Genomic DNA, 26186 nt, shown 5'->3' on the forward strand with positions numbered 1-26186 from the left:
GGTACCGCCGTGCGGCCACTGGCACGTCCCCTGCATGGTCAGGGAAAGTGGATCACACGGCGGTAGCCCCCATGCCCCATGCCTCCTCGCGCTCGACCCCGCTCGACCCCGCCCGCTTCCGCGAGCGGGCCCACCGTCACCTGAGCCATCTCTACGGCCCACGCGCCGATGAGGTGCTGCGCCGCCTGCTCACCCTCCTGGCGCACCAGGCCCCATCGCTGCACCCCGTGGGGGAATCCGCCGAAGCCAAGACGCCCGAGGCCCGCCCGCTGTGGAGCGAGCGCGACCAGTGGCTGATCACCTACGGCGACAGCCTGGTCGACGGCGAGGGCGCGCCCCTCGACGTGCTCGACGACTTCCTCGCGAGCCGCCTCGCCGATACCTTCAGCGGGGTCCACCTGCTGCCGTTCTTTCCCTGGAGCAGCGACGACGGCTTCTCGGTCATCCACTACCGGGAGGTCGACCCGGCCCTCGGCGACTGGCACCAGGTACGCCGCCTGGCCGAGCGCTTCGACCTGATGGTCGACCTGGTGCTCAACCATGTCTCGCGGGAATCGCTGTGGTTCGTCGACTACCTCGCCGGCAGCCAGCCGGGCCGCGACTACTTCATCGAGATGGCGCCGGACACCGACCTCTCCGCGGTGGTGCGCCCGCGCAACTCGCCGCTGCTGGTCAAGGTGCCTACCCGGCGCGGCCCCCGACACCTGTGGGCGACCTTCTCCGAGGACCAGATCGACCTGAACTTCGCCAACCCGGACGTGTTGCTGGAGTTCGTGGGCATCCTGCTCTTCTACCTGTCCCAGGGGGCCCGGGTGATCCGCCTGGACGCCATCGCCTACCTGTGGAAGGAGGTCGGCACCTCCTGCATCCATCTCCCCCAGACCCACGAGGTGGTGCGTCTGCTGCGGGCCATCGTCGACCATGTGGCCCCGGGGACGCTGATCCTCACCGAGACCAACGTCCCCCACCCGGAGAACCTCGACTACTTCGGTCTGGAACGTCTTTCGGGCGGGGGGCTCGAGTGGCTCGACGAGGCCAGCCCAGAGCCGGCGACGCCCGACGAGGCGCATCTGGTCTACCAGTTCCCCCTGCCGCCGCTGCTGCTGCACACCCTGACCAGCGGCGAGGCGGGCACCCTGGCCGCCTGGCTGAAGGGCCTGCCGGCGCTGCCGCCGGGCTGCGGCTTCCTCAACTTCACCGCCAGCCACGACGGCATCGGCGTGCGCCCCCTGGAGGGCTGGCTGCCGCCCCACGAGATCGAGGCGCTGCTCGAGCTGATGCACCGCTTCGGGGGCTTCGTCAGCATGCGCACCCGGGACGACGGCCAGGACAGTCCCTACGAGATCAACATCACCTGGTTCGATGCCATGAAGGGCACGCGCCGCGGCCCGGATCCCTGGCAGGTGCCGCGCTTCCTGTGCAGCCAGCAGCTGATGCTGGGCCTGCGGGGCATCCCCGCGCTCTACCTGCACGTGCTGACCGGGACCCTGAACGACCTGGAGGGCGTGGAGCGCAGCGGGCGGCTGCGCTCCATCAATCGCCGCCGCTGGCAGCGCGAGGAGCTCGCCCTGCTGCTCGACAGCCCCAGCACCCCGACTCGCGATGTCTTCGCGGCCCTGACGCGCCTGCTGCAGGCCCGCCGCCGCGAACCCTGTTTCCATCCCGACGCCCCCCAGCGCGTGTGGGAGACGCCGCCGTCGCTGCTGGTCTTCGAGCGGGGGCCCCTGGACGACGGCCGGCGCCTGCTGGCGATGCACAACATCACCGACACGCCCCAGCCATTGCCCCTGGACGCCCTGGCCGGCGAGGCCTGGCACGATCTGCTGGAGGAGGCGCCCTGGGTGCCGGTGGACAGCCTGCCGCCCTACGGCGCCTTGTGGCTGGTCAACCGGCCGCTCGACTAGCGGCCGGTATTGTCTTGCTCGACGACGTCGGCCATGCGCGCCGGCAGGTCGGGAATGGCGGCGCGGACACGGTTCCAGCTGGGGATGAAGGGCCGCTCGCCGGGGTTGTCGAGGAAGACGCTGCCGGCCTCCAGCAGGTTGGTGGCGAACAGCTCCACCGCCTGCTCCTCGCCGTGGCGATCCAGGCTCAGGCCGTTCATCACCGCATCGTGGTCGTAGGCCTCGATCAGGTCCAGCGCCAGCCGGTAGTAGGTGGCCTTGAGGGTGCGGAAGCCCTCGGCGCTGAAGGTCACGCCCTGGGTGGCCAGCTTGCGGTAGAGCGCCTTGGCGATGTCGAGGCTCATGCGGTTGAGCCCGGCGGAGGCGTCCTGCTCGGAGACCGGCTGGTGCTTGTGGTCGTAGGCATCGGCGAGATCCACCTGGCAGAGGCGCTTGGTGGAATAGTTGCGGTGCACCTCGGAGAGCACCCCGATCTCCAGCCCCCAGTCGGCGGGAATGCGGATGCCGTCCAGCACCTCGCTGCGCATGGCGAACTCCCCGGACAGCGGATAGCGGTAGCTGTCCAGGTACTCCAGGTAGGGCAGCGGGCCGTGGATCTGCTTGAGGGCCCGCAGCAGGGGGGTGACCATCAGCCGCGACACCCGGCCGTTGAGCCGGCCGTCGGCGATGCGCGGGTAGTAGCCCTTGCAGAACTCGTAGTTGAAGTAGGGATGCGCCACCGGGTAGAAGAGCCGCGCCAGCAGGCTGCGGTCGTAGGTGAGGACGTCGCAGTCGTGCAGCGCCACCACCTCGCTGCGGTGTGAGGCCTGCACGTAGCCGGCACAGTACCAGACGTTGCGCCCCTTGCCCGGCTGCTGGGGCGCCAGCCCCTGGGCCTCCAGCTCGGCATCCAGGGCGCGCAGCCCCGGTCCGTCGTTCCACAGGATACGATGGTGCTGGGGCAGCCGGGAGAAGAAGCGCCGGGCGTGCAGGAACTGCTCCCGGTCGGCCCGGTCGAGCCCGATCACCACCTCCGAGAGGTAGGGCACCCGGGCGAGCTCCTCGACGATGTTGGCCAGCGCCGGTCCCTCCAGCTCGGAGAACAGCGAGGGCAGGATCAGGCTCATGGGCCGCCGCCGGGAAAACTGCACCAGGTCGGCCTCGAGGGCGTCCAGGGGGCGGCGGGTGAGGTTGTGGAAGTCGGTGATGATGCCGTTCTGATGGAAGTCGCTCATGCCAGGCCCCTCCCCTGGGTCGACGGATCCGCGGGCGTCAGCGCCGGCCGCGCCCGGCACCTCGCTCGCCCCCACCAGTGGTCCACCCCCTCGGCCCAGCCGGCGGGGCCACTGGCCCGGCTGCGATACAGCGCCGGCTGCCGCGGGGCGACCTCGAGGCCGTGGCAGCCCCGGATCACCACCGCCTGGTCCACCGCCTCGAGCATGGTGATATCGTTGGGGCCGTCGCCCAGCCCCAGGGTCAGGGGATGCACGCCGCGCAGCGCCTCGAGGCGCGCCACCAGCCAGCTCACGGCACTGCCCTTGTCGGCCTCCCCGGTGACATGCCAGAAGCGCCCGCCCCGCACCAGGCGCAGGCCGTCGCCGGCCAGCCCCTCGCGGAACGCGGCCAGGCGTTCGTCGCTGTCCTCCCAGGTCAAGGGCTCGCTGCCCTCGCGCATCCTGGCCAGGCGCGCCTCTTGCTCGCCCAGGCCGGTGAAGGCGACCAGCGCGTCGAGCGCCATCTCGCTCATCGCCGTGAAGCGTATGCCCAGCCGCTCCCGCCACACCGCCAGGCGCTGGCGGATGAAGCCGATATCGACCCCGAGCGTGCGAATCACCAGGCCGTCGGGCCCCGGGATGCGTTCCAGCCGGGCATGGCACCAGGCGGGGGGCAGGCCGACCACCGCCCCGTTCTCGGCGACGAAGGGCGATGCCGTCAGCCCCAGCGTCTGGCGCAGGGGCAGCAGCTCGCTGCGGGTCTTGCTGGTCACCGGGATGACCGGCACCCCGAGCATCGCCAGGCGCTCCAGCCAGGGGGCGGCCGGCGACCAGTCGTAGCTCTGGTGGTCGAGCAGGGAGCCGTCGAGATCGGTGAAGAGCAGTCGCGAGGACGGCGCATCACCGGGGAACATCCAGTCGCAGGGCATGGCATCACCTTGTGTGTCCCGGTTACGGGCAATGCCTTGCACGGCACGTGCCAGGTCGGCCGCAAGCCCCCGGCAGCCCCCCGCAGGGTATCGCAGAGAGCAGCAACGCTAGGGGGTGAGCGACGGCAGGACCGGGGTGCAGGACCACCGAGGAGGCGCTGTGAACCCCTCCCTGGGCGCTACCGACGCCATCCCTAGCGTAGGACCTCCTCTAAGGTCTGCCCCCGGCCCACCGCCCCGCTACAGGCAACTGCGATAGCCTTGAGCTCCCCTGCCGATGGGCGTCGGAGGTGGCGGCGGGGCCGCGCCGCCCGTGTAGGCGGCTCCTCGCGCCCGGATACGCACCAAAAGAGGGCAGGATGCGTCTCGCGCCCTGCCGCCCTGCCCCGCCACGACGCGCGACGCCCCCGCCGTGACCGGCGGGGGCGTCGTATTGGTGCGCCCTGTGATGCGAATCGCGCTCAGAAGTGGTAGGTCGCCCCGACGCTGACCGCATCGAAGTCGAAGCGCGACTCCTCCAGATAGCGCATGTAATCGGCGTCCACCGAGAGGTTGGGCATCACGGCGTAGCTGGCCCCCCCGCCATAGGAGAGATCACTCTCGGAATCGTCGCTGCCCTCGAACTCCACCTCGGTGGCCCCCAGCAGGCCGAAGATCCGGATCCGCGGCGTAACCGGCAGCATGCCCTTGGCGTAGCCGCCGGCCAGGTAGTCGAGGTCCACCGGACCATCGGAGCCGCCGGTGCCCAGGTGGCCCTCGAGGGCGAAGTAGTCATTGAAGGCCACCCCGCCCCGCAGGCGCAGTCCGGTGCTGTCGAAATCCCCGCCCCGGCCCTCGGGATCCAGCTCCCAGAACATCGCATCGGCGCCGACATAGGGGCTCGGCTGGTACATCATTGGCCCGCCCTGGGCCTGGACGGCCGTCGCGGCGAACAGGCAGGCCGCGGACACCACAGGAATCGCCAATCTCTTCATGATACTCCTCCCGTCGGGAAACGATGTTTCCCCGCGTTTATGACAGTCTGGTACAAGGTGGGGCAACCCGCCATGCTGCCTTGCTCGACGTCAGGGGGAGCGCGGCATGGCCGCCACGGTCACTGCGGGAACCCCCGGCCCATGGTAGATTCGAGACCTCGGCCGCCCGCCGGCAGGGCGGCCCCGGACACCACAGGAAGCGGCATGCAAGACCCGGTACTGGTGATCAACTGCGGTTCGTCATCGATCAAGTACGCGCTGGTTCCGAGCGCCCACCAGGCGTCTCGGCTAGCCGGCCTGGTGGAACGGCTGGGGGCCGTGGATGCCCGCCTCACGGGCACCGACCGGCGGGGACAGCGCGTTTCCCGCGCCCTGAACGGTGCCGGGCATCACGAGGCCATGTCGGCGATCCTGGAACAGCTGGAGGGCCTGGCGCCAGTCGGCGTGGGCCACCGCATCGTCCACGGCGGCGAGCGCTTCACTGACGCCACCCTGCTGGACGATGCGGTGCTGCGTCGCCTCGAGACCATCAGCGAGCTGGCGCCGCTGCACAACCCCGCCAACCTCGAGGGCGTGGCCGCCACGCGGCGGCTGTTCCCGTCGCTGCCCCAGGTGGCGGTGTTCGACACCGCCTTTCACCAGAGCCTGCCGCCCAGGGCCTATCGCTATGCCCTTCCCGAGGCCCTCTATCGCAACCAGGGGATCCGCCGCTATGGCTTCCACGGCAGCAGCCATGCCTATGTCAGCCGCCGTGTCGACCGCCTGAGCGATCGCCCCCATGGGGGCTGGCTGATCGCCCACCTGGGCAATGGCTGCTCCACCTGTGCGGTCTGGCAGGGTCGGAGCCTCGACACCAGCATGGGCCTGACGCCCCTCGAGGGCCTGGTGATGGGCACCCGCAGCGGCGATGTCGACCCGGGACTGCATGTCCACCTGTCCCGCCGGCTGGGTTGGTCGCTGGAACGCATCGACACCCTGCTCAACAAGGAGAGCGGCCTGCTGGGCCTGTCCGGGCTGTCCAACGACATGCGCCGCCTCGAGCAGGCCGCGGCGGAGCACCACGCCGGCGCCACCCTGGCCATCGAGGTGTTCTGCTACCGGCTCGCCAAGTCCCTGGCGGGCCTGTCCTGCGCCCTGCCCCGCCTGGACGGCATCGTCTTCACCGGCGGCATCGGCGAGAATGCCGCCGCCATCCGCGCCCGGGTGATCGACCAGCTGCCGCACTTCGGGCTGCGCCTCTCAGCGACGGCCAATGCCCACGCGGTGGGGGGCGAGGAAGGGCGCATCGATGCCGGCGGCCCCCGGCCACAGGTGTGGGTGATCCCCACCGACGAGGAGGCGCATATCGCCGAGGAAACGCGCTGCCTGCTGGAGATCCCCTGCCCATGAGTCCTGTCGACGCCACGGCCACCGAGCCCCGGACCCTGCTGGTCGTGCCCACCGACGCCGGCGTTGGCCTGACCTCGGCCTGTCTCGGCCTGCTGCGGGCCCTGGACACCCTGGGCCTGCGCACCGGCTTCATGAAGCCCTTCCGCCAGGACGATCTCAACGGGGAGGGGCCGGACCGCTCCTCGGCCCTGGTGGCCAGCACCCTGGGGCTGACGCCCCCCTTGCCACTGCCCCAGCCGGCGCTGGAGCGGCTGCTGCGCGAGGATCGGCTCGACGAGCTGATGGAGCACGCCGTGGAGCGCCACGCCGAGCTGGCCGCCCCGGCGAACGGCGAGCCGGCCGAACTGATCCTGGTGGAGGGGCTGGCCCCCAGCCTGCACAGCAGCTACGCCACCCGGCTCAACGCCCAGCTGGCCCACGCCCTGGATGCCCGCATCCTGCTGGTCACCGATGGCGACCCCGCCGATCCCCAGGCCCTGGCCGAGCGGCTGGACATGCATGCCCAGGCCTTCGACGGCGACGAGACGCGGCGCACCCTGGGTTGCCTGCTGATGCGGCTGCCGCCCCAGGAGGCCGCCGCCGAACCCCCGGAGGCCTCGGCCCACCGGGCACAAGCCATCCTCGCGGCCTGGCGGGAGCGCCTGGCCACCCTCGATGCCGAGACGCCCCCGCTGATCGCGGCGGTCCCCTATCACGCCGCCCTGAGTGCCCCGCGGATCCTGGACGTGGCCCGCGCCCTGGACGCGCGCTTCCTCCACGAGGGCGAGGCCGCGACACGCCGGGTGCTGGGGACCAGCCTGTGCGCCCGCAGTGCGGCGCACTCCCTGCATGCCTTCCAGTCGGGGCGGCTGATCGTCAGTTCCGGGGATCGCGACGACACCCTGCTGGCGACGGCATTGGCCACCATGAACGGGGCCCGCCTGGCCGGGCTCCTGCTGACCCATGGCGAGCCGCCCGAGCCGGCGATGATCGACTTCTGCCGCCCGGCCCTGCAGACCGGCCTGCCGGTGCTGGCCGTGGACAGCGACAGCTATACCACGGCCCGTCGACTGGACCAGATGAGTCGCGACATCCCCCAGGACGATCCCGAGCGGGCCGAGCGGGTGACGCGCTTCGTCGCCGACCACCTGGACCTCGACTGGCTCCGCCAGACGCTGAGCCATGGCTTTCCCCACCGGCTGTCGCCGGCGGCCTTCCGTCACCGGCTGGTACAGATGGCGCAGCGGGTCCGGCGGCGCATCGTGCTGCCCGAGGGAGACGAGCCACGCACCTTGGAGGCCGCCATCGTCTGCCAGCGCCGCGGCATCGCCGACTGCGTGCTGCTGGGCAAGCGCGAGGCGATCGCCGAGGTGGCCCGCCAGCGCGGCCTCGAGCTGCCCGAGACGCTGGAGATCATCGACCCGGACCGCATCCGCCTGCGCTACGTCAAGCCGATGGTGGCGCGCCGCCAGGGCCGGCTCAACGCCCTGACCGCGGAGGCGCAGCTCCACGACAACGTGGTACTGGGCACCATGATGCTCGCCGAGGGCAAGGTGGACGGCCTGGTCTCGGGCGCGGTGCACACCACCGCCAATACCGTCCGCCCCGCCTTCCAGCTGATCAAGATGGCCCCCGGCTATTCGCTGGTCTCGTCGGTGTTCTTCATGCTGCTGCCGGACCAGGTGGTGGTCTACGGCGACTGCGCGGTGAATCCCGACCCCGACGCCGAGGCCCTGGCGGAGATCGCCGTACAGAGCGCGCGCTCCGCCGCCGCCTTCGGCATCGAGCCGCGGGTCGCCATGCTCAGCTACTCCACCGGCGAGTCCGGCCGCGGGGCCGATGTCGACAAGGTACGGCGGGCCACCCAGCTGGCCCGGCAGCGGGCCCCGGAACTCGCCATCGACGGCCCCCTGCAGTACGACGCCGCCGCCATCGAGAGCGTCGGCCGACAGAAGGCGCCGGGCTCCCCGGTGGCCGGACGCGCCACGGTGTTCGTGTTCCCCGATCTCAATACCGGCAACACCACCTACAAGGCGGTCCAGCGCAGCGCCCGGGTGACCAGCGTCGGCCCCATGCTGCAGGGGCTCGACAAGCCGGTGAACGACCTCTCCCGCGGGGCCCTGGTCGACGACATCGTCTACACCATCGCCCTGACCGCCATCCAGGCCGGCCAGGGCGATTGAGCGCACCGGCGCCGGCCGCGCCCGACGAGACGAGAGTGGCGCGCCCTTCCTCCTTCCTCTCTGCCGACCTAGAGTGGAAGCATCGGTCGCCATTTCGCAGCAGGAGGCTCGCCCATGACCGCGCAAGACCGGACCACGACCTTGGCAGGCAACGGGCGACGCGCCCAGCTATCGCTCTTTGCACGCAACTTCTTCAAGCATCCACGAATGCTGGGCTCGATCATCCCTAGCTCCCCCTATCTGGTTCGCCGCCTGCTGGAGCGGATCGACTGGCAGAATGCCCGGGTCATCGTCGAATACGGGCCCGGAGTCGGGACCATCACCCGGGAGCTCCTGCAACGCATGCCGGCGGAGAGCACTCTGCTGGTGCTGGAAACCAACCAGGAGTTCGTCGACTTCCTCCAGCAGTCACTGCCAGACCCCCGTCTCCGGGTGGTCCGCGGCTCCGCGGAGACGGTCCAGGCCGAACTGAGACGCCTGGGGCTGCCCACCGCCGACTACGTGCTGGCCGGCATCCCCTTCAGCACCATGTCGGCCACGAGCCGCGAGTCCGTCCTCAGGAACAGCCTGGACGCGCTCGCGCCCCAGGGCGCCATGTTGATCTACCAGTTCTCCTCCCGGGTGCTGCCCGATCTACGCCGCGTCTTCTCCAACGTGGAGTGCGATTTCGAGCTCCTCAACGTTCTCCCGGCGAAGCTCTACTACTGCCGCTCCTGAGGCGCTTACCGACTCCCCGCACCGACGCCTGGCGAGGTGCGCCGGCTTCAGCCCCGAATGCGACCCGCCATGGGCGTGGAAGGCTCGGCCTGCCCCCGGCGCGGCATGCGCCCGGCCAGGTAGGCGCCGCGCCCGGCCAGGACCGCGGCACGCATCGCCCTGGCCATGGCCACCGGGTCCCGGGCATGGGCAATGGCGGAATTCATCAGCACGGCGTCGCAGCCCAGTTCCATGGCCAGCGCGGCCTCCGAGGCGGTGCCGATGCCGGCATCGATCAGCACCGGCACCGAGGCCCGCTCGATGATCAGCCGGATGTTGTGGGGGTTCTGGATGCCGCATCCCGAGCCGATCAGCGAGCCCAGCGGCATGATGGCGCAGCATCCCAGCGCCTCGAGCTCGCGGGCAACGATGGGATCGTCGCTGGTGTAGGCCATGACGTCGAAGCCATCGGCTATCAGCGCCTCGGCGGCCTTGAGGGTCTCGACCACGTTGGGGTAGAGAGTGGTCGCGTCCCCCAGCACCTCGAGCTTGACCAGATTGTGGCCGTCAAGCAGCTCCCGGGCGAGCCGGCAGGTACGCACGGCGGCCCGGGCGTCATAGCACCCCGCGGTGTTGGGCAGCAACGTATAGCGGGATGGCGGGACCACATCGAGCAGGGACGACTCGTCGTTACCCTGGCCCAGATCGGTGCGGCGCACGGCAAAGGTCACCACCTCGGTGCCGCTGACCTCGAGTGCCGCCGCCGTCTCCGCGGCGTTGCGGTACTTGCCGGTGCCGACCAGCAGGCGCGAGGCGAACTCGCGGCCGGCGATGCATAGCGATTGATCGGAATCTGTCATCCGGGAGCTCCTCGTTTAACGGGACTCATCCGCCGCCGATGGCATGCACGATCTCGATGCGGTCGCCCGCGGCGAGGACGGTATCGGCGTGACGGCTGGCGGGCACCACTTCCTCGTTCACCTCGACGGCGATGCGCGAGCCGGCCAGGCCGAGCTCCTCGAGCAGGCGCGCCAGGGTACCTTCTGCCTCGGTGGTCCGTTCCTCGCCGTTGATGTGGATCCTGATCATCACAGGCTCGCCAGATCGAAGTGGATGAAGGCCAGCACCAGCAGGAGCAGGAAGACGGTCTCCGCCACCATCAGGATCACCGGCTTCCAGCCCACCACGGCCAGCTTCTGGAAGGACGTCTTGATGCCGAGGGCGGCGATGGCCGTGACCAGGCACCAGCGCGACAGGTCGGTGAAGCCCTCGCTGACCATCGGCGGAATCCAGCCCAGGCTGTTGACGATCACCAGGGCGACGAAGGCGACCAGGAAGCCCGGCAGCATCGGCACCTTGCCGCCGCCGTCCTCGTCGCAGCGATCACGCCGGAACAGGAACATGAACACCATCACCGCCGGCACCAACATAGCCACCCGCAGCAGCTTGACGAAGGTGGAGACGTCGCCGGTGCCCTCGGAGATCATGTAGCCGGCGCCGACCACCTGGGCCACGTCATGGATGGTGCCGCCGAGGAAGATGCCCGCATCGGTGTCGCTCAGCCCCAGCACCCCGACGATCAGCGGATAGGTCACCATGGCCATGGTGGACAGGGTGGTCACGCCCACCACTGTCATGATGGTGTTGCGCTCATGGGTAGAATGGCGTGGCATCACCGCCGACAGGGCCAGCGCCGCCGAGGCGCCACAGATGGCCACCGACCCGCCCGTGAGCAGCCCCATGTCCCGGTCGAGCCCCAACAGGCGCGCCAGCACGGCGCCCATGACAATGGTCAGCATCACGCCGCAGACCACGGTCAGCACCGGCCCGATGCCGAGTTCGGCGACCTGCTCGATGGTGATGCGCACGCCCAGCAGGGCGACCCCCAGGCGCAGCACCCGCTTGGCCGCGAACTCCACCCCGGCCAGGCAGCGTCCCTCCTCGGACAGGAAATGCAGGGTCATGCCGAACAGCAGTGCATAGAGCAGCGTCGGCCCGCCGTAGTGATCGGCGATGAAGGTCGTCGCCAGAGCGATGGTGATGCAGATCATCAGCCCCGGCATGATGCGTTGGAAGGGCTCCAGGCTGCGGGGCAGGGCCCGCTTGTTGTTCTCTGCAGTCGACATTTCGGTGGTACCACCGGTGTCTCGACGCGTCATATCACCACCTTTCAAGCCAGGGGCCGGCCGTCGACTCCCTCGACGGTTGACACGGCCCTTCGTTATTGGAATGGGGCCCCCGGTGTCGCAACCCGGGGCTGGGGGCCCTGGATGTCACCTCGAGCCCCCGGCGAGGCGCCTCGAGATGACACCGCCCCATGGTGCATGGCGCCAGGTCACGGAGTTAGGACCAGTTCCCGGCGAGAGGTGAGGCCAACCGCCGGTTCCCGGCGCCCGAACGCGACTCGCCCGGCACGGGGCCGGGCGAGTCATCGGACAGGTTGGGTCAAGGCGACGTCGCCTAGTCGGAGCGGGTCGGCACCACCACCACCGGCACCCTGGCCCGCTTGATCACCCCCTTGGTGATCTTGCCGGCGTAGGTGGCCGTGAAGCTGCGCTTGTTGGCCGCCATCACGATCATGTCGCTGCCGGAACGCGTGGCGAAATGGGTGATCACCGAGGCCGGATAGCCCTCCAGCACGCTGCGCGTCACATCCCGATCACCGAAGGCCTCGCGAAGCTCGGCATGACGGGTCCAGAAGGTGTCGATCCGCTGGTCGAGCTCCTCGCGAGCCTGATCGAGGCGTTGCGCCATCAGGATCTCGAGCATCTTCCGATCGCGGATATTGACCTTGAGGGTATTCACCACGTCATCGGACAGGGACTTGACCGCGTGCAGGACGTGAAGCTCGGCACCGGTGGCCAACGCCAGGCCCACTGCCTGGGTCAGCACCAGGTCGCAGTCGCCTCTCAGCCCCACGCCGCACAGGATACGACGGATACCATGACTCATGATTCCTCCTCCATCGGCGCGGCATCGGGAGACACCGCGCCGGTATCAGCAACGGATAGCGGCTAGTAGCCCATCACGCTGGGTAACCAGAGCGAGATCTGGGGGAAGTAGGCGATGATGAACAGCGCCACGATGGAGCCGGCAGCGAAGGGCAGCGCCTTCAACGAGATCTCCTCGATCGAGGAGCCGCCGATCCCCGAGGCCACGAACAGGTTCTCCCCGAGCGGTGGCGTCTGGAAGCCGATGGCCAGGGCGCAGACCACCACGATGCCCACGTGCACCGGGTCCATGCCCAGCATGTACATGATCGGCAGCAGTACCGGCGTGAGGATCATGATCGCCGCCAGGGTCTCCATGAACATGCCCACGAACAGCAGGAAGAAGATGATCATCGCCCAGATGGCGTAGGTGTTGTCGGTGACCCCCAGCATCACCTCGGCGATATAGGCGGGAACCCGCTGTTCCACCAGCAGGCGCCCGAACACGGTGGCCGTGAACAGGATCAGCAGCACCCGACCGGTGATCCAGGTGGTGGTCTCCAGCGTCCGCAGGGCCGGCGTCCAGGCCAGCTCCTTGTGCAGGAAGATACCCACGATCAGCGTGTAGAAGATTGCCACGATGGCCGACTCGGTAGGCGTGAACAGCCCGCTGTAGATGCCGCCGAGAATAATCAGTGGCGCCAACATCGACCAGATGCCCTTGCGCAGGGTCCCGCGGATCTGCGGGAAGGACCAGTGGTCGGTCAGGCCCCGATAGCCGCGCTTGCGCGAGATGAGGTAGTTGATGGTCAGCAGGCAGCCGGCGATCACCACCCCCGGCATGATGCCGGCGATGAACAGCTTGGGGATCGACAGTGTCTGGAAGGCCCCGTGCTCGGCCACGGCCTCCGGTGGCGGCTGCAACCCCATGCCGGAGATGCCGAAGATCACCATCGGGATCGAGGGCGGGATCACCACCCCGAGCCCGCCCGAGGAGGCGGTGATGGCAGAGCCATAGCCGCGGTCATAGCCACGGTTGGCCATGGCCGGGATCATCAGCATGCCCACCGCCGCGGTGGTCGCCGGCCCGGAGCCGGAGATCGCTCCGAAGAACATGCAGGCGAACACCGTCGCCGCGGCGAGGCCACCAGTGACGGGACCGGCAAAGGCTTCGGCGATATCGACCAGGCGCTTGGAGATACCGGCGGCTTCCATCAGCGCCCCGGCGAGGATGAATGCCGGCAGGGCCATCAACGGGAAGGATCCCACCGAGGTGAAGGCGATCTGCACGAACGCCATGGGATTTTCGCCCAAGCTAAGGTAGGTGGCCAGTGCCGCCACCCCCAGCGAAACGGTGATCGGCGCCCCGAGGATCAACAACAGGAAGAAGGCGCCAAACAGGATGTAGACGATCGTGGGATCCATACTCATTTCTCCCGCGGTTTCGGGCCATCACCCGTCGCGTCGTCATGGTGCTTTAGTTGCTCGACTTCCCGGGACTCGGGGTCGACAAGATCCACCTTCTTGACGAACTTGAGGTAGTTGTTCTGGAGGATACGCAGCGTCATGGCGATAAAGGCAATGGGCAGGATCAGGTAGAAATACTTCATCGGAACCCCCAGGGTCTGGGACTTCCAGAAGAGGTTCATCTTGTTGAAGACGAAGTCGTAGCTCAGGTAGATGAAGACGGCATTGAAGCCGATCCAGATCAGGTCGGTGAGCACGGCACAGAACGTCTCGACCCACCGGGGAAAGAACTTGAACTGGAAGGTGACCCGGTTATGGGCCGACATCTTGGTGGCATAGACCGCCCCTAAGTAGGCAAACCATACGAAGGCATAGGTCGCCAGCTCGTCGCCCCAGGGAAGTGAGTAACTGAACAGGTTCCTGAGCACGATCTGGGCGAACAACAGGACGACGAAGGATACCAGGAGAAGCTGACAGATGACGCCCTCCAGGTTGTCGATGATCTTGAAGAGTAGCTGTTTCATGAGGCTGGCCCCTTGACGATCGGCTCCCGGTGGGCACCTCCCCGCATCGGCCCCAAGGCCGATGCGGGAGTCGCTGCATGCCGTGATGGCGGGGGTCACTCTGCTGGCGCGGGATCGCGGCCCAGGGCGGCGAGCACCTCGTCGAGCTTCTCCTTGCCGCCGATGCTGTCGTAGAACTCGGGCCAGATACCGGTCGCCAGTTCGATCCATTGCCGCTCGTCGTTGGCGGGCTGGGTAATCTCCATGCCATGCTCCTCCACCAGACGCTCCTTGATGGAGGCCTCGGTCTCGAGCAGGTACTCGTAGCTGTGGTCGGTGGCTTCCTGGCCGGCTTCCAGCACCACGTCCTGCATCTCGGGACTCAAGCTCTGGAACTTGCCCTCGCTGATGATCAGCGGCTCCAGCGAGAACACGTAGCAGCTATCGGTGACGTAGTCCTGAACCTCGTAGAACTTCATCGCATCGATGGTGATGTAGGGGTTGTCCTGGCCATCGACCACTCCCTGCTGCAGGGCGGTGAAGGTCTCGGACCAGGCCAGCGGGTTGGGATTCACGCCCCAGGCCTGATAGGCGGAGATCATGATCTCGTTCTTGGGTACCCGGATCACCAGGCCCTCGAGGTCGGCGGGCGTCGCCACCGGCTTGGCGGAGTTCGTCAGGCGACGACAGCCGGAATAGGCCCAGCCCAGGATGCGCACGCCGGCATCGCGGATGGTGTTCTGGGTCAGCTCCTCCCCGATGTCCCCCTGGGTCAGGATGCGTGCATCCTCGGGCCCCTGGATCACGTAGGGCAAGGTCATCACGCCCACGGTCGGCGAGAAGGGGGTGATGTTGTTGATGGCCAGAACCGAAAGGTCCAGCAGCCCCATACTGGCATTGTTGACGGTGTCCTGCTCGCTGCCGAGCTGGCCGTTGGGAAACAGGTCGATGGTGACCTCACCCTCGGTCTTCTCCTCGACGAGATCGGCAAAGGCCGTGCCCAGCTCGTACTGGGTGCCCCCGGCGGCATCGCCCAGGGCCATCTTCCAGGTCTCGGCCATGACGTTACCGCTCAGGGCCAGGCTTGCGGCGGATACTGCCATGGGGATGATCAGTTTCTGGATACGCATTGTGATCTCCAAACCTTGTTATTGTCGGAAAGACAGGAGGGAAGCGTGATGCGACGCCTTCCTGGATGACCGGTGAGCCTGGAAAGACTGTCCGAGGTGAGTCACCGCGGCAAGCCCGGAGGTGCCATCCTGGTACTGTCGCCTGTGTCGCGACCTCCGGGCGCTCTCCTCGCCGATCATCGGGATACGTGCAGTTCGCCATATCCTGATTATCATGTTCTACGCACTCGCCTGTCGTGCCACTAGAACCAGTGGGACACCGTCGATTGGTCCAGCCCAGGAAGAGTGCGCAGCCGGCCGGCGGGACCCCGTCTGGTGCAGCGCTCCAGGCCCATGCCCGCTGGGGTATGGCATACTCGGGGATTGCCGATTCATCAGCCGTGGCGAGACACAATTTCAATGAGCCAGCTTCTCTTCCACCTCGACCCCGATCGGCCGGAAAGCCTCCAGCGACAACTGCGCGAGCAGATCGCTCGCGCCATCCTCGACGGCCATCTTCCCCTGGACGAGGCGCTGCCCTCCAGCCGCAAGCTGGCCAAGGAACTGCATGTGGCACGGAACACGGTGATGCTGGCCTACGAGCAACTCCTCGATGACGGCTACCTGATCGCCAAGAAACGCAGCGGCTACTTCGTCAATCCCGAGATCCTCGAGGGGCGTGCCGAGAAGCCCGTGCGCCTGAACGATATCGATGCCGAGCGCCTGCCCTGGGAAGAGCTGCTCACCATGCACCCGTCGCGGCAGGCCACCATCAGCAAGCCCAGCGACTGGTATCGCTACGACTACCCGTTCCTCTACGGCCAGATCGACCCCGAGCTGTTTCCGACTCAGCACTGGCGGGAATGCAGCCGGGATTCGATGAGCGTGCCGGCCATTCGCAGCTGGGCGGTCGACCATCTCAACGACGACGATCCCCTGCTCATCGAGCAGATTCACCAGCGGTTGCTCCCCCGCCGCGGCGTCTGGGCCGCCCCCGAGGAGATCCTGGTCACGGTGGGCGCCCAGCAGGCGCTATGGATCACCTGCATGCTGCTGCTCAAGGCCGGCCGGCGGTTCGGCATGGAAAACCCCGGCTACGTGGACATGTACAACATCGCCCGCACCTTTACCGACGACATCCGCCTGCTGCCGGTGGACGAGCAAGGCATGCGCCTGGAAGACGACATCGCCGATTGCCAGCTGCTCTATGTCACGCCGAGCCATCAGGCGCCGACCACGGTCACCATGCCCCTGGAGCGTCGCCGGCAACTGCTCGACATGGCAGAGACCGACAACTTCCTGATCATCGAGGATGACTACGAGAGCGAGACCAACTACCTGGACAACCCCACCCCGGCCCTGAAGAGTCTGGACCGCCACAATCGGGTGATCTACGTGGGCAGTCTCTCCAAGACCCTGGCCCCCGGTCTGCGCCTGGGCTACATGGTCGGCCCCCCGGCGCTGATCCGCGAGGCTCGGGCACTGCGGCGCCTGATGCTGCGACACCCGCCGACCAACAACCAGCGCGCCGTGGCCCTGTTCCTCGATCGCGGCTATCACGATGCCCTCCTGCGGCAGATCCACCAGGTCTTCCACAGCCGCTGGCAACGCATGAGCGAGGCCCTGGCCCGGCACATGCCCCATGCTTCGGTACCCTCCACCTACGGGGGCTCCTGCTTCTGGGTGAAGGGTCCCGACGGGCTCGACTGCCATGAGTTCCGCCGCCTCGCGGCCGAGCAGAGCATCCTGATCGAGTGCGGTGACATCCACTTCTTCGACGCCCCTCGCCTCGAGTACTTCCGGCTGGGGTTCTCGGCGATCGCCGAGTCGCGCATCGAACCGGGGATCGAGCGTCTGGCGGCGCTGGTGCCCCAGGCGATCGGCACGTCCTGAGCGCCGCCGCCTCACCCTCCCTCAACAACGAAGCCGCCTCGAGGGCGGCTTCAGGCGGAAGATTTCGGGAGAAGCGGCTTAGAGCACCTCGTCTTTCAGATAGTACCAGCGATACAGGAAACGCTGGCCGAAACGCCGGAAGGGGGCGAAGGCCTGGGACTCGACCATCTCGCGGACGTTGGGGAAGGGCAGCTTGGAGGTGAAGATCGGCAGATCCAGCGCCTGGCCGTGGCCGGCGATCCACTGCGCCAGGCGCCGGCCGGCCTGGGCGGAGTACATGACCCCGTTGCCGCCGTAGCCGAGGGCGTAGTAGACCGTCTCCTTGACATCAGGCTGATGGATGCGCGGCATCATGTCGTGGCTGACATCCACCCAGCCCCACCAGGAGTAGTCGATCTCGATGCCCTCGAGCGCCGGGAACTTGCGGTGCATGTTGCCGACCAGCGCGTTCTCATACTTCTGCTGCGGCGCGTCACGGCCGGTAATGGCACTGCGACTGCCGATCTGCAGCCGATTGTCCGGCAGCAGCCGATAATAATGGCGCAGTACCCGAGTATCGGTGATCACCTGATGGGTGCGCATGTTGCAGGCCGCGATCTCCTCATCGGTCAGCCGGCGCGTGACGATGGAGTTCGACAGGATCGGCAGCAGGCGGTTCTTGAGCTCGCGATGCAGGCTCTGGGAGGTGTAGCCGCCGGTGGCGATACCCACCGCGCGCGCCTTGACCACCCCACCGGGGGTCTTCAGGTAATGCACGCCGCCCCGGGTCTCGAAGCCCTGGACGGGGCTGGCCGGATGGATCTTCACCCCCAGCGCCCGGGCCTTCTTCAGATAGCCGAAGGCGAGCTTGCCGGCGTGGATGCCGATCCCTTCCGGCTCGTGCATGGCGCCGGCCGCTTCCTGGTCACCGATCCAGTCGCGCTTGACCGTGTCCGCATCCAGGATCCGGGCATCGTAGTCGAAGGTTTCGCGCAGCAGCTTCGCCTCCTTCTCGAGTACCGGCATCACCTTGTCGCGATGGGCCACGTAGAGATGACCGCCTGGCTGGGGGTCGCAATCGATATCGGCGATCAACTCCTTGAAGGTCGCCATGCCATCCAGGCACTCGCGATGGAGCTTCAGGGCGGTCTCCAGGCCATAACGCTGGATCCACTGGGAGCGCTTGAGACGTCCCGAGGCACACTGGGCCTGCCCGCCGTTACGGGTCGAACAGCCCCAGCTGGTGCGATTGGCCTCGAGCACCGTGGCCTTGATGCCGTATTCCTGGGCCAGGAAGATGGCGGCGGTCAGGCCGGTGAAGCCGGAACCGATGATCACCACATCGGCATCCGTATCCTGCGTGATCGGGCCGTCGTCCGCCGGGGGCTCGCCGGCCGTGCCGATCCAGTAGGTGGGCGCATAGTCGCGTCCCGCTCCCGGGGTCGCACTCTTGAGCGGATCATAGGCCGGATCGTACGGCTGGGCGGGAGCGGTCGCCTGCTGCGTCGCCGCCTCGGCGTTCGGCATTGTTGTCTCCATGATCGGACTCCTCGCAGTCGGATGCCGTGGTTCGTCCTCGCCGGCTCAGGCGTTGACGGGCGGACGGTTCTTGCGGAAGGCGTTCTTCACCGCGATCTTGCCGTCGCGGAAGGTGAACGCATCGATCATGCGGGCCTCGCTGCGTACGCCGTCGGTGGTAGTGCCCGTGTAGGTGGACTCGGTGAAGCCCTTGTCGCCGATCACGTGGTGCTCGGCGTCGACCCAACTGGCATCGGGCGCGGTCTTCCAGGCGTTCTCGAGGCCCTGACGCACCTCCGCCTGTCCCACGAAGCTCTTGCCCTGCAGGTCCGGACCGGCAATGGCATGGAACACGCAGTCCTCGGTCATCATCTCCATGACGGCATCGATGTCATGACGGTTCAGGGCGTCGCTGAAGGCCTCGAGAAAGGCGGTGTCGGGTTGGCTCATCTCGATCTCCTGAGTAATGGTCGTTGTGAGGTAAAGCGAAGCGGAGGGGGGCGGCGGGGCTCGCCCCCCATCGCTAACGAGCCTACTGCCCCCGCCGGCCCGGCATTAGCGCCAGTTGCCGGCGGGATATTGGACCAGGGTTGCGACCCGGCTCAGCCGGTCGCGGCCAGCGGCGACTGGGAGGCGAGTCGCGCGGCCGGTTGGAAGGGGGCCGAGTCGAGGATCGGCGTGCGCCCCAGCAGCTCGTCGACCAGCAGCCGGGTGGCGGCCGGCGCCAGCACCAGGCCGTTGCGGTAGTGGCCGGCGTTGACGAAGAGCCCCGCCACGCCGGGGATCTCGCCGATAAAGGGCAGGCCCTCGGGCGCTCCCGGCCGCAGGCCCGACCAGTGATGCTCGATCTCGCACTCGGCCAGGGCCGGCAGGATGGACACCGCGCTGGCATGCAGCGACTCGCGGGCCTCCACGGTCGGGGTCTTGTCGAAGCCGGCCTCCTCCAGGGTCGAGCCCACCAGCACGCGCCCGTCGGCGCGGGGAATCAGGTAGCGCCCGCCGCGCAACACCACCCGCTCGAGCCACTGCCGGCTGCCGGTGACGGTCGGGGTCCTGAACACCATCATCTGCCCCTTCACCGGCCGTACCGGCAGAGGGATCCCCAGGGGCGCCAGCAGCCGGGCCGTCCAGGCCCCGCCGCACAGGATCACGCGACCCGCCGTGAACCGTCCGGCGGCGGTCTCGACGCCGCCGACCCGACCACGCTCGACCACCAGGCGATCGACCCGGCAATGCTCGTGCACGGTGACGCGGGGCAAGGCCTGCAGCCTGGCACGCAGTGCCTGGCCCAGCCGGGGGTTGCGCAGGCTGCCCAGGGTCGGCATCCACAGCCCGCCCTCGAGACCATCGACGAGACACGGCTCCCGGGCATAGACGGCATAGGCATCGATCCGGCTCAGCGGCTTGTCGACGCGGCTCGACCACGCCATGGCACTGGCCTCATCCTCCAGGTCGAGATAGAGCAGCCCCTGTTGGCGAAACTCCGGATCGATGCCGGTGACCGCGGCCAGGTGTGCCGTCAGGTGGGGATAGCGGCCTTCCGACCAGCTCGCCAGCTTCGAGATGGGGGCCGGATGACGCCAGGGGTAGAGCGGCGAGACGATGCCGCCCCCGGCCCAGGAGGCCTCGCCGCCGCAGGGCCCCCGCTCGAGCAGGGTCACCTCGTGGCCGGCCTCGGCCAGTTGCCAGGCGGTCATCATGCCGATGACGCCGCCACCGATGATCAGAAAGTCCTTCATGGATCGCCTCCTCGAAATCGTCGTTGTGGGGAGTAATGCCCCGGTCACAAAAAAGCCCCGGCCCGGCGACAGATCGCCAGACGGCCGGGGCCGTCGGACAGCACGTATGCAGACTGAAAATTCGACGAGCGAAGGCCAGACAAGGCAAAAATCAGCGAAAGAACGGAGTTTACGTGGGTGTAAATGAGTATCTTGAGCTGATTTTTAACGCCGTATGGCCGAGCGCAGTCAATTTTCAGACGTAGTCCTGGTACTTCTCCAGCAGGCGCACCGGCGTCTTCAGCGCATCACGACGGAAGGGGTCGCCCAGCTCGCGGGTGCACATGATCTCGAGGATGCAGGTCTTGCCCTCGTTCATCTGCAGGTCCACCGCCTTCTTCAGCGCCGGACCCACGTCCTCCAGGCGGTCCACGGTGATGCCCTCGGCGCCCATCGCCCGACCGATCTCGGCGAAGCTCTGGTTGTCCAGCTCGCCGGCCACGAAGCGGCGGTTGTAGAACTCCACCTGGTTCTTCTTCTCCGCGCCCCACTGGCGGTTGTGGAACACCACCGCCGTCACCGGGATGTCGTGGCGCACCGCCGTCATGGTCTCCATCAGGCTCATGCCCCAGGCGCCGTCGCCGGCATAGGCGATCGCCGGGCGCTCCGGCGCGGCCACCTTGGCGCCGATGATGGTCGGCAGCGCATAGCCGCAGTTGCCGAAGCTCATCGGCGCGAAGAAGCTGCGCGGCCGATCGAAACGCAGGTAGCTGTGCGCCACGGCGTTGATGTTGCCGATGTCGGTCGAGACCATCACGTCCTCGGGCATGGCCTTCTCCAGCTCGCGCAGCACCTGCCGCGGGTGCAGGTACTCGCCGCCGGAGAACGGCGTCTCGCTGGCGGCCTCGTCGATGGCGTCGAGGCTGAACGGGTCGGTCTCGTGGGTCCATTCGTCGAGCTCGCGCTCCCAGGCCTCTTTCTCGCTGGCGATCCGCTCGGCGCGGCTTCCCTTGGTGGCGTCGCAGACCAGCTCGCGACCCGCCAGGCGCTCGGTGATCGCCTCGGCGGCTTCCCGGGCGTCGCCGCAGATGCCCACCGCGATCTTCTTCACCAGGCCCAGCATCTTGTGATCGGCGTCGACCTGGATGATCTTGGCGTTCTTCGGCCAGTAGTCCAGGCCGTGCTGCGGCAGGGTGCCGAACGGCCCCAGCCGCGTGCCCAGCGCCACCACCACGTCGGCCTGGGCGATCAGCTTCATGCCGGCCTTGGAGCCCTGGTAGCCCAGCGGGCCGCACCACAGCGGGTGGCTGGCCGGGAAGGAGTCGTTGTGCTGGTAGCTGTTGACCACCGGCGCACCCAGCCGCTCGGCCAGCGCCTGGCAGGCGCCAACGCCGTCGGCCATCACCACCCCGCCGCCGGAGACGATCACCGGGAACTCGGCCTCGGCCAGGAGCTCGGCGGCCTCGTTGAGGGTGCGGGTGCCGCCCGGGCCGCGGTCCAGCCGCGCCGGCTGGGGAATCTCCGCCTCGATCTCGCCGTAGAAGTAGTCCCGCGGGATGTTCAGCTGGGTCGGGCCCATCTCCGACATCGCCCGGTCGAAGCAGCGCCCGGTGTACTCGGCCATCCGCGCCGGGTGGGTCACGTGACCCTGGTACTTGGTGAACTCCTGGAACATCGGCAACTGGTGGCACTCCTGGAAGCCGCCCAGGCCGATGCCGGTGGTGCCCGCCTCGGGGGTGACGATGACCACCGGGCTGTGCGCCCAGTAGGCCGCGGCGATGCCGGTCACGCAGTTGGAGATCCCCGGGCCGTTCTGGCCGATCACCGTGCCGTGGCGGCCGGAGACCCGCGCATAGCCGTCGGCCATGTGCGCCGCGCCCTGCTCGTGGACCACCGGGATCAAGCGGATGCCGGCCGGCGCGAAGATGTCCATGGCGTCCATGAAGGCCGAGCCCATGATGCCGAACATGTCGGTGACGCCGTTGGCGACCAGGGTCTCCACGAAGGCCTCGGAGGGCGTCATGGTCTGCTTGCCCTGCACGACCTGGCGGGTGTCTGCGGTGTTGTCGGTGCTCATGGGAGTCCTCCGAGCCATTATTGGTGATTTTATACGGAACTTATCATTCCGGTTTTCGGAATACAGATGACTCTAGGCCCTCCTCCACACGACCGTCAAGAACATATTTCACAAAACGGTACAATTTGATTCTTTTTATGGAATTGAACTATGCTCCTCGGACACGCCGGCAGCGACGTCCCCTGCCCACGCATCGATCAGGGACGCCCAAGGTCAACGGTCCCACGGGCCGAGGAGACGGTGATGACAGACCCCATGAATGCCCAGCCCGACATCCAGGTGTCGGTGCGCGAGCTCTTCGGCATCGACAGCGACCTCGAGGTGCCCGCCTTCAGCTGGCGCGACGAGTACGTGCCCGAGATCGACGAGGCCTATCGCTTCAACCCCGACGTGACCCTGGCGATACTCGCCGGCTTCACCCGCAACCGCCGGGTGATGGTCCAAGGGCTGCACGGCACCGGCAAGTCGACGCATATCGAGCAGGTGGCGGCGCGCCTCAACTGGCCCTGCATGCGGGTCAACCTGGACGGCCATATCAGTCGCCTGGACCTGGTGGGCAAGGACGCCATCGTGGTCCGCGACGGGGTGCAGATCACCGAATTCCAGGAAGGCATCGTGCCCTGGTCGCTGCAGCGGCCGGTGGCCCTGATCTTCGACGAGTACGACGCCGGCCGGCCGGACGTGATGTTCGTCATCCAGCGCATCCTCGAGCGGGACGGCCACTTCACCCTGCTCGACCAGAACCGGGTCATCCATCCCCACCCCTACTTCCGGCTGTTCGCCACCGCCAACACCGTGGGGCTCGGCAACCTCACCGGGCTCTACCAGGGCACCCAGGTGCTCAACCACGCCCAGATGGACCGCTGGAACATCGTCGCCAAGCTCGACTACCTGCCCCGCGAGGAGGAGGCGGCCATCGTGCTCGGCCGGGTGCCCAGCAAGGACACCGACAAGGGACGCGCGCTGATCGCCTCGATGGTGGCGGTGGCCAACCTGACGCGTCAGGGCTTCGCCGCCGGCGATCTGTCCACGCTGATGTCGCCGCGCACGGTGATCACCTGGGCCGAGAACTGCGAGATCTTCCGCAACCCGGCGCTGGCCTTCCGGCTCTCCTTCCTCAACAAGTGCGACGAGGCCGAGCGGCCCCTCGTCGCCGAGTACTACCAGCGCTGCTTCGGCGAGGAGCTCGACGAGTCGTGGATGCGGGAGGCGACCGCGTCATGACCCGAAGCGCCCAGCACCAGGCGCGCCGCCAACAGCGGATCGAGGAGCTGTGCGCGGCCAGCCTGCGCGCCCTGACCGGCCATGCCGACCTGCACTATCGGGGGCGCCGGCTGTATCAGGGGGAGACACGCCTGCCGACCCATGCGCCCCACCTGCGCATCGACCCCGAGCAAGACGACTTCGCCGACTGCCGGGCCGCCGCCGACGGCATGGCCCTGCGCCTGCTGCACTCCGACCCGGCCCTCCACCGCACGCGCTGCCCCGAGGACGCGGTCGAGCGCCTGATCTTCGAGCTGCTCGAACAGCTGCGCGTGGAGACGCGCGTCCCCGACGACATGCCGGGCATGGCCGACAACCTGCTGCGGCGCTTCGAGAGCTGGTCGCGGGCCTTCTACCGTTCCGGGCTCACCGAGGGCAGCATCGGCCTGCTGCTCTACACCGTGGCGCAGATGTGCTGGTCGCGCCTGCAGGCCCGGCCAGTGCTCGAGGAGACCGAGGACTATATCGAGGGCACCCGCGCCTCCCTGGTCGGCGAGCTCGGCACGGCGCTCTACGGCCTGCGCCGCCAGCGCCACGACCAGGCGGCCTATGCCGAGCACGCCCTGGCCATCGCCCGGATCGTCGCCACGCGGGTGCGCGCCGAACGGGAACAGGCCGGTGACGACGAGGACGAGGAGCCAGCGGAAGCGGCCAGCGACGCTTTCGCCCTGCTGCTCGATCTCGAGGACGGCGATGGCGACGAGGACGGCGTCGCGGCCGCCACCACCGGGCACAGCAAGACCTTCGAGGACGCCGCCCTGGCCTACCGGGTCTTCACCACCCGCTTCGATCGCGAGGTCGCCGCCGGCAGCCTGGTCCGCCGGGCGCTGCTGCGCGAGAACCGCGAACGGCTGGACCAGGCCACCGCCGAGCAGGGCATCAACTTGCCCCGCCTGGCCCGCCGGTTGGGCAGCGTGCTCTGGGAACCGCGCCCGGATGGCCGGGCCTTCGGCGAGGAGGAGGGCCGTATCGATGGCCGTCGCCTCGCCCAGCTGGTCAGCTCGCCCACCGAGCGACGCCTTTTCTACCTCGACCAGATCAAGCTGGGCGCCGACTGTGCCGTCAGCCTGCTCATCGACTGCTCGGGGTCCATGAAGCACCACATCATGCCGGTGACGCTGATGGCCGAGAGCCTGATCCGCGCCCTGGAGATGATCGGGGCCAGCACCGAGCTGCTCGGCTTCACCACCGGCGCCTGGAACGGCGGCCGTGCCTACCAGGAGTGGATGCGTTCGGGTCGCCCCCGCGGCCCGGGGCGTCTCAACGAGGTCTGCCACCTGGTCTTCAAGGACGCCGAGCGCAGCTGGCGGCGCGCCCGCACCGACATCGCCGCCCTGCTCAAGCCCGACCTGTTCCGCGAGGGCATCGACGGCGAGGCAGTGGACTGGGCCTGCGAGCGCCTGCTCGCCCGTCCCGAGACGCGCCGCATCCTGATCGTGATCGCCGACGGCTGCCCGGCGGACAGCGCCACCAACCTGGCCAACGACGCCTTCTACCTGGACAACCATCTCAAGGAGGTCGCCGCCCGGCGCACCCTGCAGGGCCAGGTGGAGGTGCTGGGCCTGGGCGTGGGCCTGGACCTCAGCCCCTTCTATCGCCGCTGCCTGGCCACCGACATGTCCGAGGCGCTGGACACCCACCTGTTCGACGAGATCGTCGAGCTGATCGGCGGCCGCCACCGACGCTGACGATCGCACGACCTGGCACGGCATTCGTGCCACTACCGAGGAGACCGCAATGGCCAAGACGCGCATGGTGCATCAGTTCGGCATGGGCAGCTCGATCCGCAGCCGCAACTATACCGAGGCGGCGGCGCGGGCGGTCCGCGACGCCCTGTGGCACCACTCCCTCAACGTGGCCGACGCCTTCGGCTTTCCCAAGGCCGCCATGCTGATCGACGTCGAGATCGGCGTCCAGCAGCCCGAGGCCGTGGAGACCGCGGCCCTGCTGGGCATCTTTCCCTATGGGCAACCGCGGATCTCGGTGGTCAAGGGCGGTCTCGACGTGGACAAGCCCGGCGGCGGCACCACCGTGATCGCCAACGCCGCCGTCATCGTCTCCTTCGACATGGAGCGAAGCCATGACTGAGCGACGCATCATCCTCGAGATGGGCACCGGCAACGACCTCTACGGCGAGGACTACACCAAGGCGGCCTGCCGCGCCGTCCAGGACGCCCTGCACCACTCGTCCCTCGTGCTGTTCACGTCGCTGGGCATCGACCACCGCGAGATGCGCGTCCAGGTGACCATCGCCGTGCAGGCCCCCGAGCGGGTCGACGCCAAGGTGGTGGCGGCAGAGCTGCCCCGCGGCCGCGCCGAGGTGAGCATGGTGCACGGCGGCCTGAACGTCCACGCCCCGGACAACGCCACCACCCACGTCATCGCCACGGCGGCGATCGCCGCCTTCCTGCCCATCGAGGACGGCGCCTGGCGGCTCTGCGAGCCCGCCGGCTAAGCGCCCTCCCCCGGACCACGCCCTTTC

The 26186-nt window shown here is 68.2% G+C and carries 23 protein-coding genes; 9 read left to right on the top strand and 14 right to left on the bottom strand.

Annotated features, from left to right (window positions below):
- The first annotated feature begins 71 nt into the window (after positions 1 to 71).
- A complete protein-coding gene (locus tag OCT48_RS13030; protein WP_263589560.1) occupies positions 72 to 1904 on the top strand; it encodes an alpha-amylase family glycosyl hydrolase in 1833 nt (610 codons plus the stop codon).
- On the opposite strand, the gene OCT48_RS13035 is transcribed toward OCT48_RS13030, so the two are convergent.
- The 3 genes from OCT48_RS13035 to OCT48_RS13045 all read right to left on the bottom strand — a co-directional run bounded on the left by OCT48_RS13035 (position 1901) and on the right by OCT48_RS13045 (position 5000).
- The gene (locus OCT48_RS13035) at positions 1901 to 3118 is read right to left on the bottom strand and encodes a glycosyl transferase (RefSeq protein ID WP_263589561.1); all 1218 of its coding nucleotides are present in this window, start codon (positions 3116 to 3118) and stop codon (positions 1901 to 1903) included. The two genes, OCT48_RS13030 and OCT48_RS13035, sit on opposite strands and share 4 nt — an antisense overlap.
- Positions 3115 to 4026, bottom strand: a complete 912-nt coding sequence (locus OCT48_RS13040) for an HAD-IIB family hydrolase (protein ID WP_263589562.1) — start codon at positions 4024 to 4026, stop codon at positions 3115 to 3117. Before OCT48_RS13040 ends, OCT48_RS13035 begins: the two co-directional genes overlap by 4 nt.
- Positions 4027 to 4487: 461 nt before the next feature.
- Positions 4488 to 5000 carry a porin family protein gene (locus OCT48_RS13045; RefSeq protein WP_263589563.1) on the bottom strand — a complete coding sequence of 171 codons (513 nt, stop codon included), beginning with the start codon at positions 4998 to 5000 and terminating at the stop codon, positions 4488 to 4490.
- A gap of 204 nt (positions 5001 to 5204) precedes the next feature.
- On the opposite strand from OCT48_RS13045, the gene OCT48_RS13050 reads away from it, so the two are divergent.
- The 3 genes from OCT48_RS13050 to OCT48_RS13060 all read left to right on the top strand — a co-directional run bounded on the left by OCT48_RS13050 (position 5205) and on the right by OCT48_RS13060 (position 9268).
- Positions 5205 to 6389: an acetate/propionate family kinase gene (locus OCT48_RS13050; protein WP_263589564.1), complete on the top strand. Its 1185-nt coding sequence runs from the start codon at positions 5205 to 5207 to the stop codon at positions 6387 to 6389.
- Positions 6386 to 8551, top strand: coding sequence for a phosphate acetyltransferase (gene pta / locus OCT48_RS13055; RefSeq protein WP_263589565.1), 2166 nt, complete (start codon positions 6386 to 6388; stop codon positions 8549 to 8551). The genes OCT48_RS13050 and pta overlap by 4 nt, the downstream gene beginning before the upstream one ends.
- Before the next feature lie 114 nt (positions 8552 to 8665).
- Positions 8666 to 9268, top strand: a complete 603-nt coding sequence (locus OCT48_RS13060) for a class I SAM-dependent methyltransferase (protein ID WP_263589566.1) — start codon at positions 8666 to 8668, stop codon at positions 9266 to 9268.
- A gap of 47 nt (positions 9269 to 9315) precedes the next feature.
- Here OCT48_RS13060 and OCT48_RS13065 read toward each other — a convergent pair whose 3' ends face one another.
- From OCT48_RS13065 to OCT48_RS13095, 7 genes are all read right to left on the bottom strand, one after another.
- Positions 9316 to 10107, bottom strand: coding sequence for a thiazole synthase (locus OCT48_RS13065; RefSeq protein WP_263589567.1), 792 nt, complete (start codon positions 10105 to 10107; stop codon positions 9316 to 9318).
- 25 nt (positions 10108 to 10132) lie between these two features.
- Positions 10133 to 10333: a sulfur carrier protein ThiS gene (thiS, locus tag OCT48_RS13070; protein ID WP_412031049.1), complete on the bottom strand. Its 201-nt coding sequence runs from the start codon at positions 10331 to 10333 to the stop codon at positions 10133 to 10135.
- Positions 10334 to 10335: 2 nt separating this feature from the next.
- Positions 10336 to 11406 carry a YeiH family protein gene (locus OCT48_RS13075; protein ID WP_263589569.1) on the bottom strand — a complete coding sequence of 357 codons (1071 nt, stop codon included), beginning with the start codon at positions 11404 to 11406 and terminating at the stop codon, positions 10336 to 10338.
- Between the two features lie 301 nt (positions 11407 to 11707).
- A complete protein-coding gene (locus OCT48_RS13080; protein WP_263589570.1) occupies positions 11708 to 12199 on the bottom strand; it encodes a universal stress protein in 492 nt (163 codons plus the stop codon).
- A 62-nt stretch (positions 12200 to 12261) separates the two neighbouring features.
- The gene (locus OCT48_RS13085; RefSeq protein ID WP_263589571.1) at positions 12262 to 13602 is read right to left on the bottom strand and encodes a TRAP transporter large permease; all 1341 of its coding nucleotides are present in this window, start codon (positions 13600 to 13602) and stop codon (positions 12262 to 12264) included.
- Positions 13603 to 13604: 2 nt separating this feature from the next.
- Entirely contained in the window at positions 13605 to 14168 is a 564-nt protein-coding gene (locus tag OCT48_RS13090; protein ID WP_263589572.1) for a TRAP transporter small permease, read from the bottom strand.
- Positions 14169 to 14263: 95 nt separating this feature from the next.
- On the bottom strand, positions 14264 to 15277 hold the full coding sequence (locus OCT48_RS13095; protein WP_263589573.1) for a TRAP transporter substrate-binding protein: 1014 nt from the start codon (positions 15275 to 15277) through the stop codon (positions 14264 to 14266).
- Positions 15278 to 15676: 399 nt separating this feature from the next.
- Here OCT48_RS13095 and OCT48_RS13100 point away from each other — a divergent pair, with 399 nt between their 5' ends.
- Complete coding sequence (locus tag OCT48_RS13100; protein ID WP_263589574.1) at positions 15677 to 17149, top strand: PLP-dependent aminotransferase family protein; 1473 nt, start codon at positions 15677 to 15679, stop codon at positions 17147 to 17149.
- A gap of 78 nt (positions 17150 to 17227) precedes the next feature.
- Here OCT48_RS13100 and OCT48_RS13105 read toward each other — a convergent pair whose 3' ends face one another.
- The 4 genes from OCT48_RS13105 to xsc all read right to left on the bottom strand — a co-directional run bounded on the left by OCT48_RS13105 (position 17228) and on the right by xsc (position 22441).
- The gene (locus OCT48_RS13105) at positions 17228 to 18667 is read right to left on the bottom strand and encodes an NAD(P)/FAD-dependent oxidoreductase (RefSeq protein ID WP_263589575.1); all 1440 of its coding nucleotides are present in this window, start codon (positions 18665 to 18667) and stop codon (positions 17228 to 17230) included.
- Between the two features lie 45 nt (positions 18668 to 18712).
- Positions 18713 to 19096: a nuclear transport factor 2 family protein gene (locus OCT48_RS13110; RefSeq protein ID WP_263589576.1), complete on the bottom strand. Its 384-nt coding sequence runs from the start codon at positions 19094 to 19096 to the stop codon at positions 18713 to 18715.
- A gap of 152 nt (positions 19097 to 19248) precedes the next feature.
- On the bottom strand, positions 19249 to 20385 hold the full coding sequence (gene thiO / locus OCT48_RS13115; RefSeq protein WP_263589577.1) for a glycine oxidase ThiO: 1137 nt from the start codon (positions 20383 to 20385) through the stop codon (positions 19249 to 19251).
- 235 nt (positions 20386 to 20620) lie between these two features.
- Positions 20621 to 22441: a sulfoacetaldehyde acetyltransferase gene (gene xsc, locus OCT48_RS13120; RefSeq protein ID WP_263589578.1), complete on the bottom strand. Its 1821-nt coding sequence runs from the start codon at positions 22439 to 22441 to the stop codon at positions 20621 to 20623.
- 243 nt (positions 22442 to 22684) lie between these two features.
- Between xsc and OCT48_RS13125 the strand changes: the two genes are divergently transcribed.
- From OCT48_RS13125 to OCT48_RS13140, 4 genes are read left to right on the top strand one after another with little or no spacing between them, the layout of a single operon-like run.
- Positions 22685 to 23665 (top strand): AAA family ATPase, encoded by a 981-nt coding sequence (locus tag OCT48_RS13125; RefSeq protein WP_263589579.1) that lies wholly within the window; start codon positions 22685 to 22687, stop codon positions 23663 to 23665.
- Positions 23662 to 25392: a cobaltochelatase CobT-related protein gene (locus tag OCT48_RS13130; RefSeq protein WP_263589580.1), complete on the top strand. Its 1731-nt coding sequence runs from the start codon at positions 23662 to 23664 to the stop codon at positions 25390 to 25392. The genes OCT48_RS13125 and OCT48_RS13130 overlap by 4 nt, the downstream gene beginning before the upstream one ends.
- Positions 25393 to 25441: 49 nt before the next feature.
- Complete coding sequence (locus OCT48_RS13135) at positions 25442 to 25792, top strand: Lin0512 family protein (protein WP_263589581.1); 351 nt, start codon at positions 25442 to 25444, stop codon at positions 25790 to 25792.
- Positions 25785 to 26159, top strand: a complete 375-nt coding sequence (locus tag OCT48_RS13140; protein ID WP_263589582.1) for a Lin0512 family protein — start codon at positions 25785 to 25787, stop codon at positions 26157 to 26159. The genes OCT48_RS13135 and OCT48_RS13140 overlap by 8 nt, the downstream gene beginning before the upstream one ends.
- The last annotated feature ends 27 nt before the right edge of the window (positions 26160 to 26186 follow it).

Origin of the sequence: Halomonas sp. M4R1S46, from assembly GCF_025725685.1 — a bacterium.
Lineage (GTDB): Bacteria > Pseudomonadota > Gammaproteobacteria > Pseudomonadales > Halomonadaceae > Halomonas.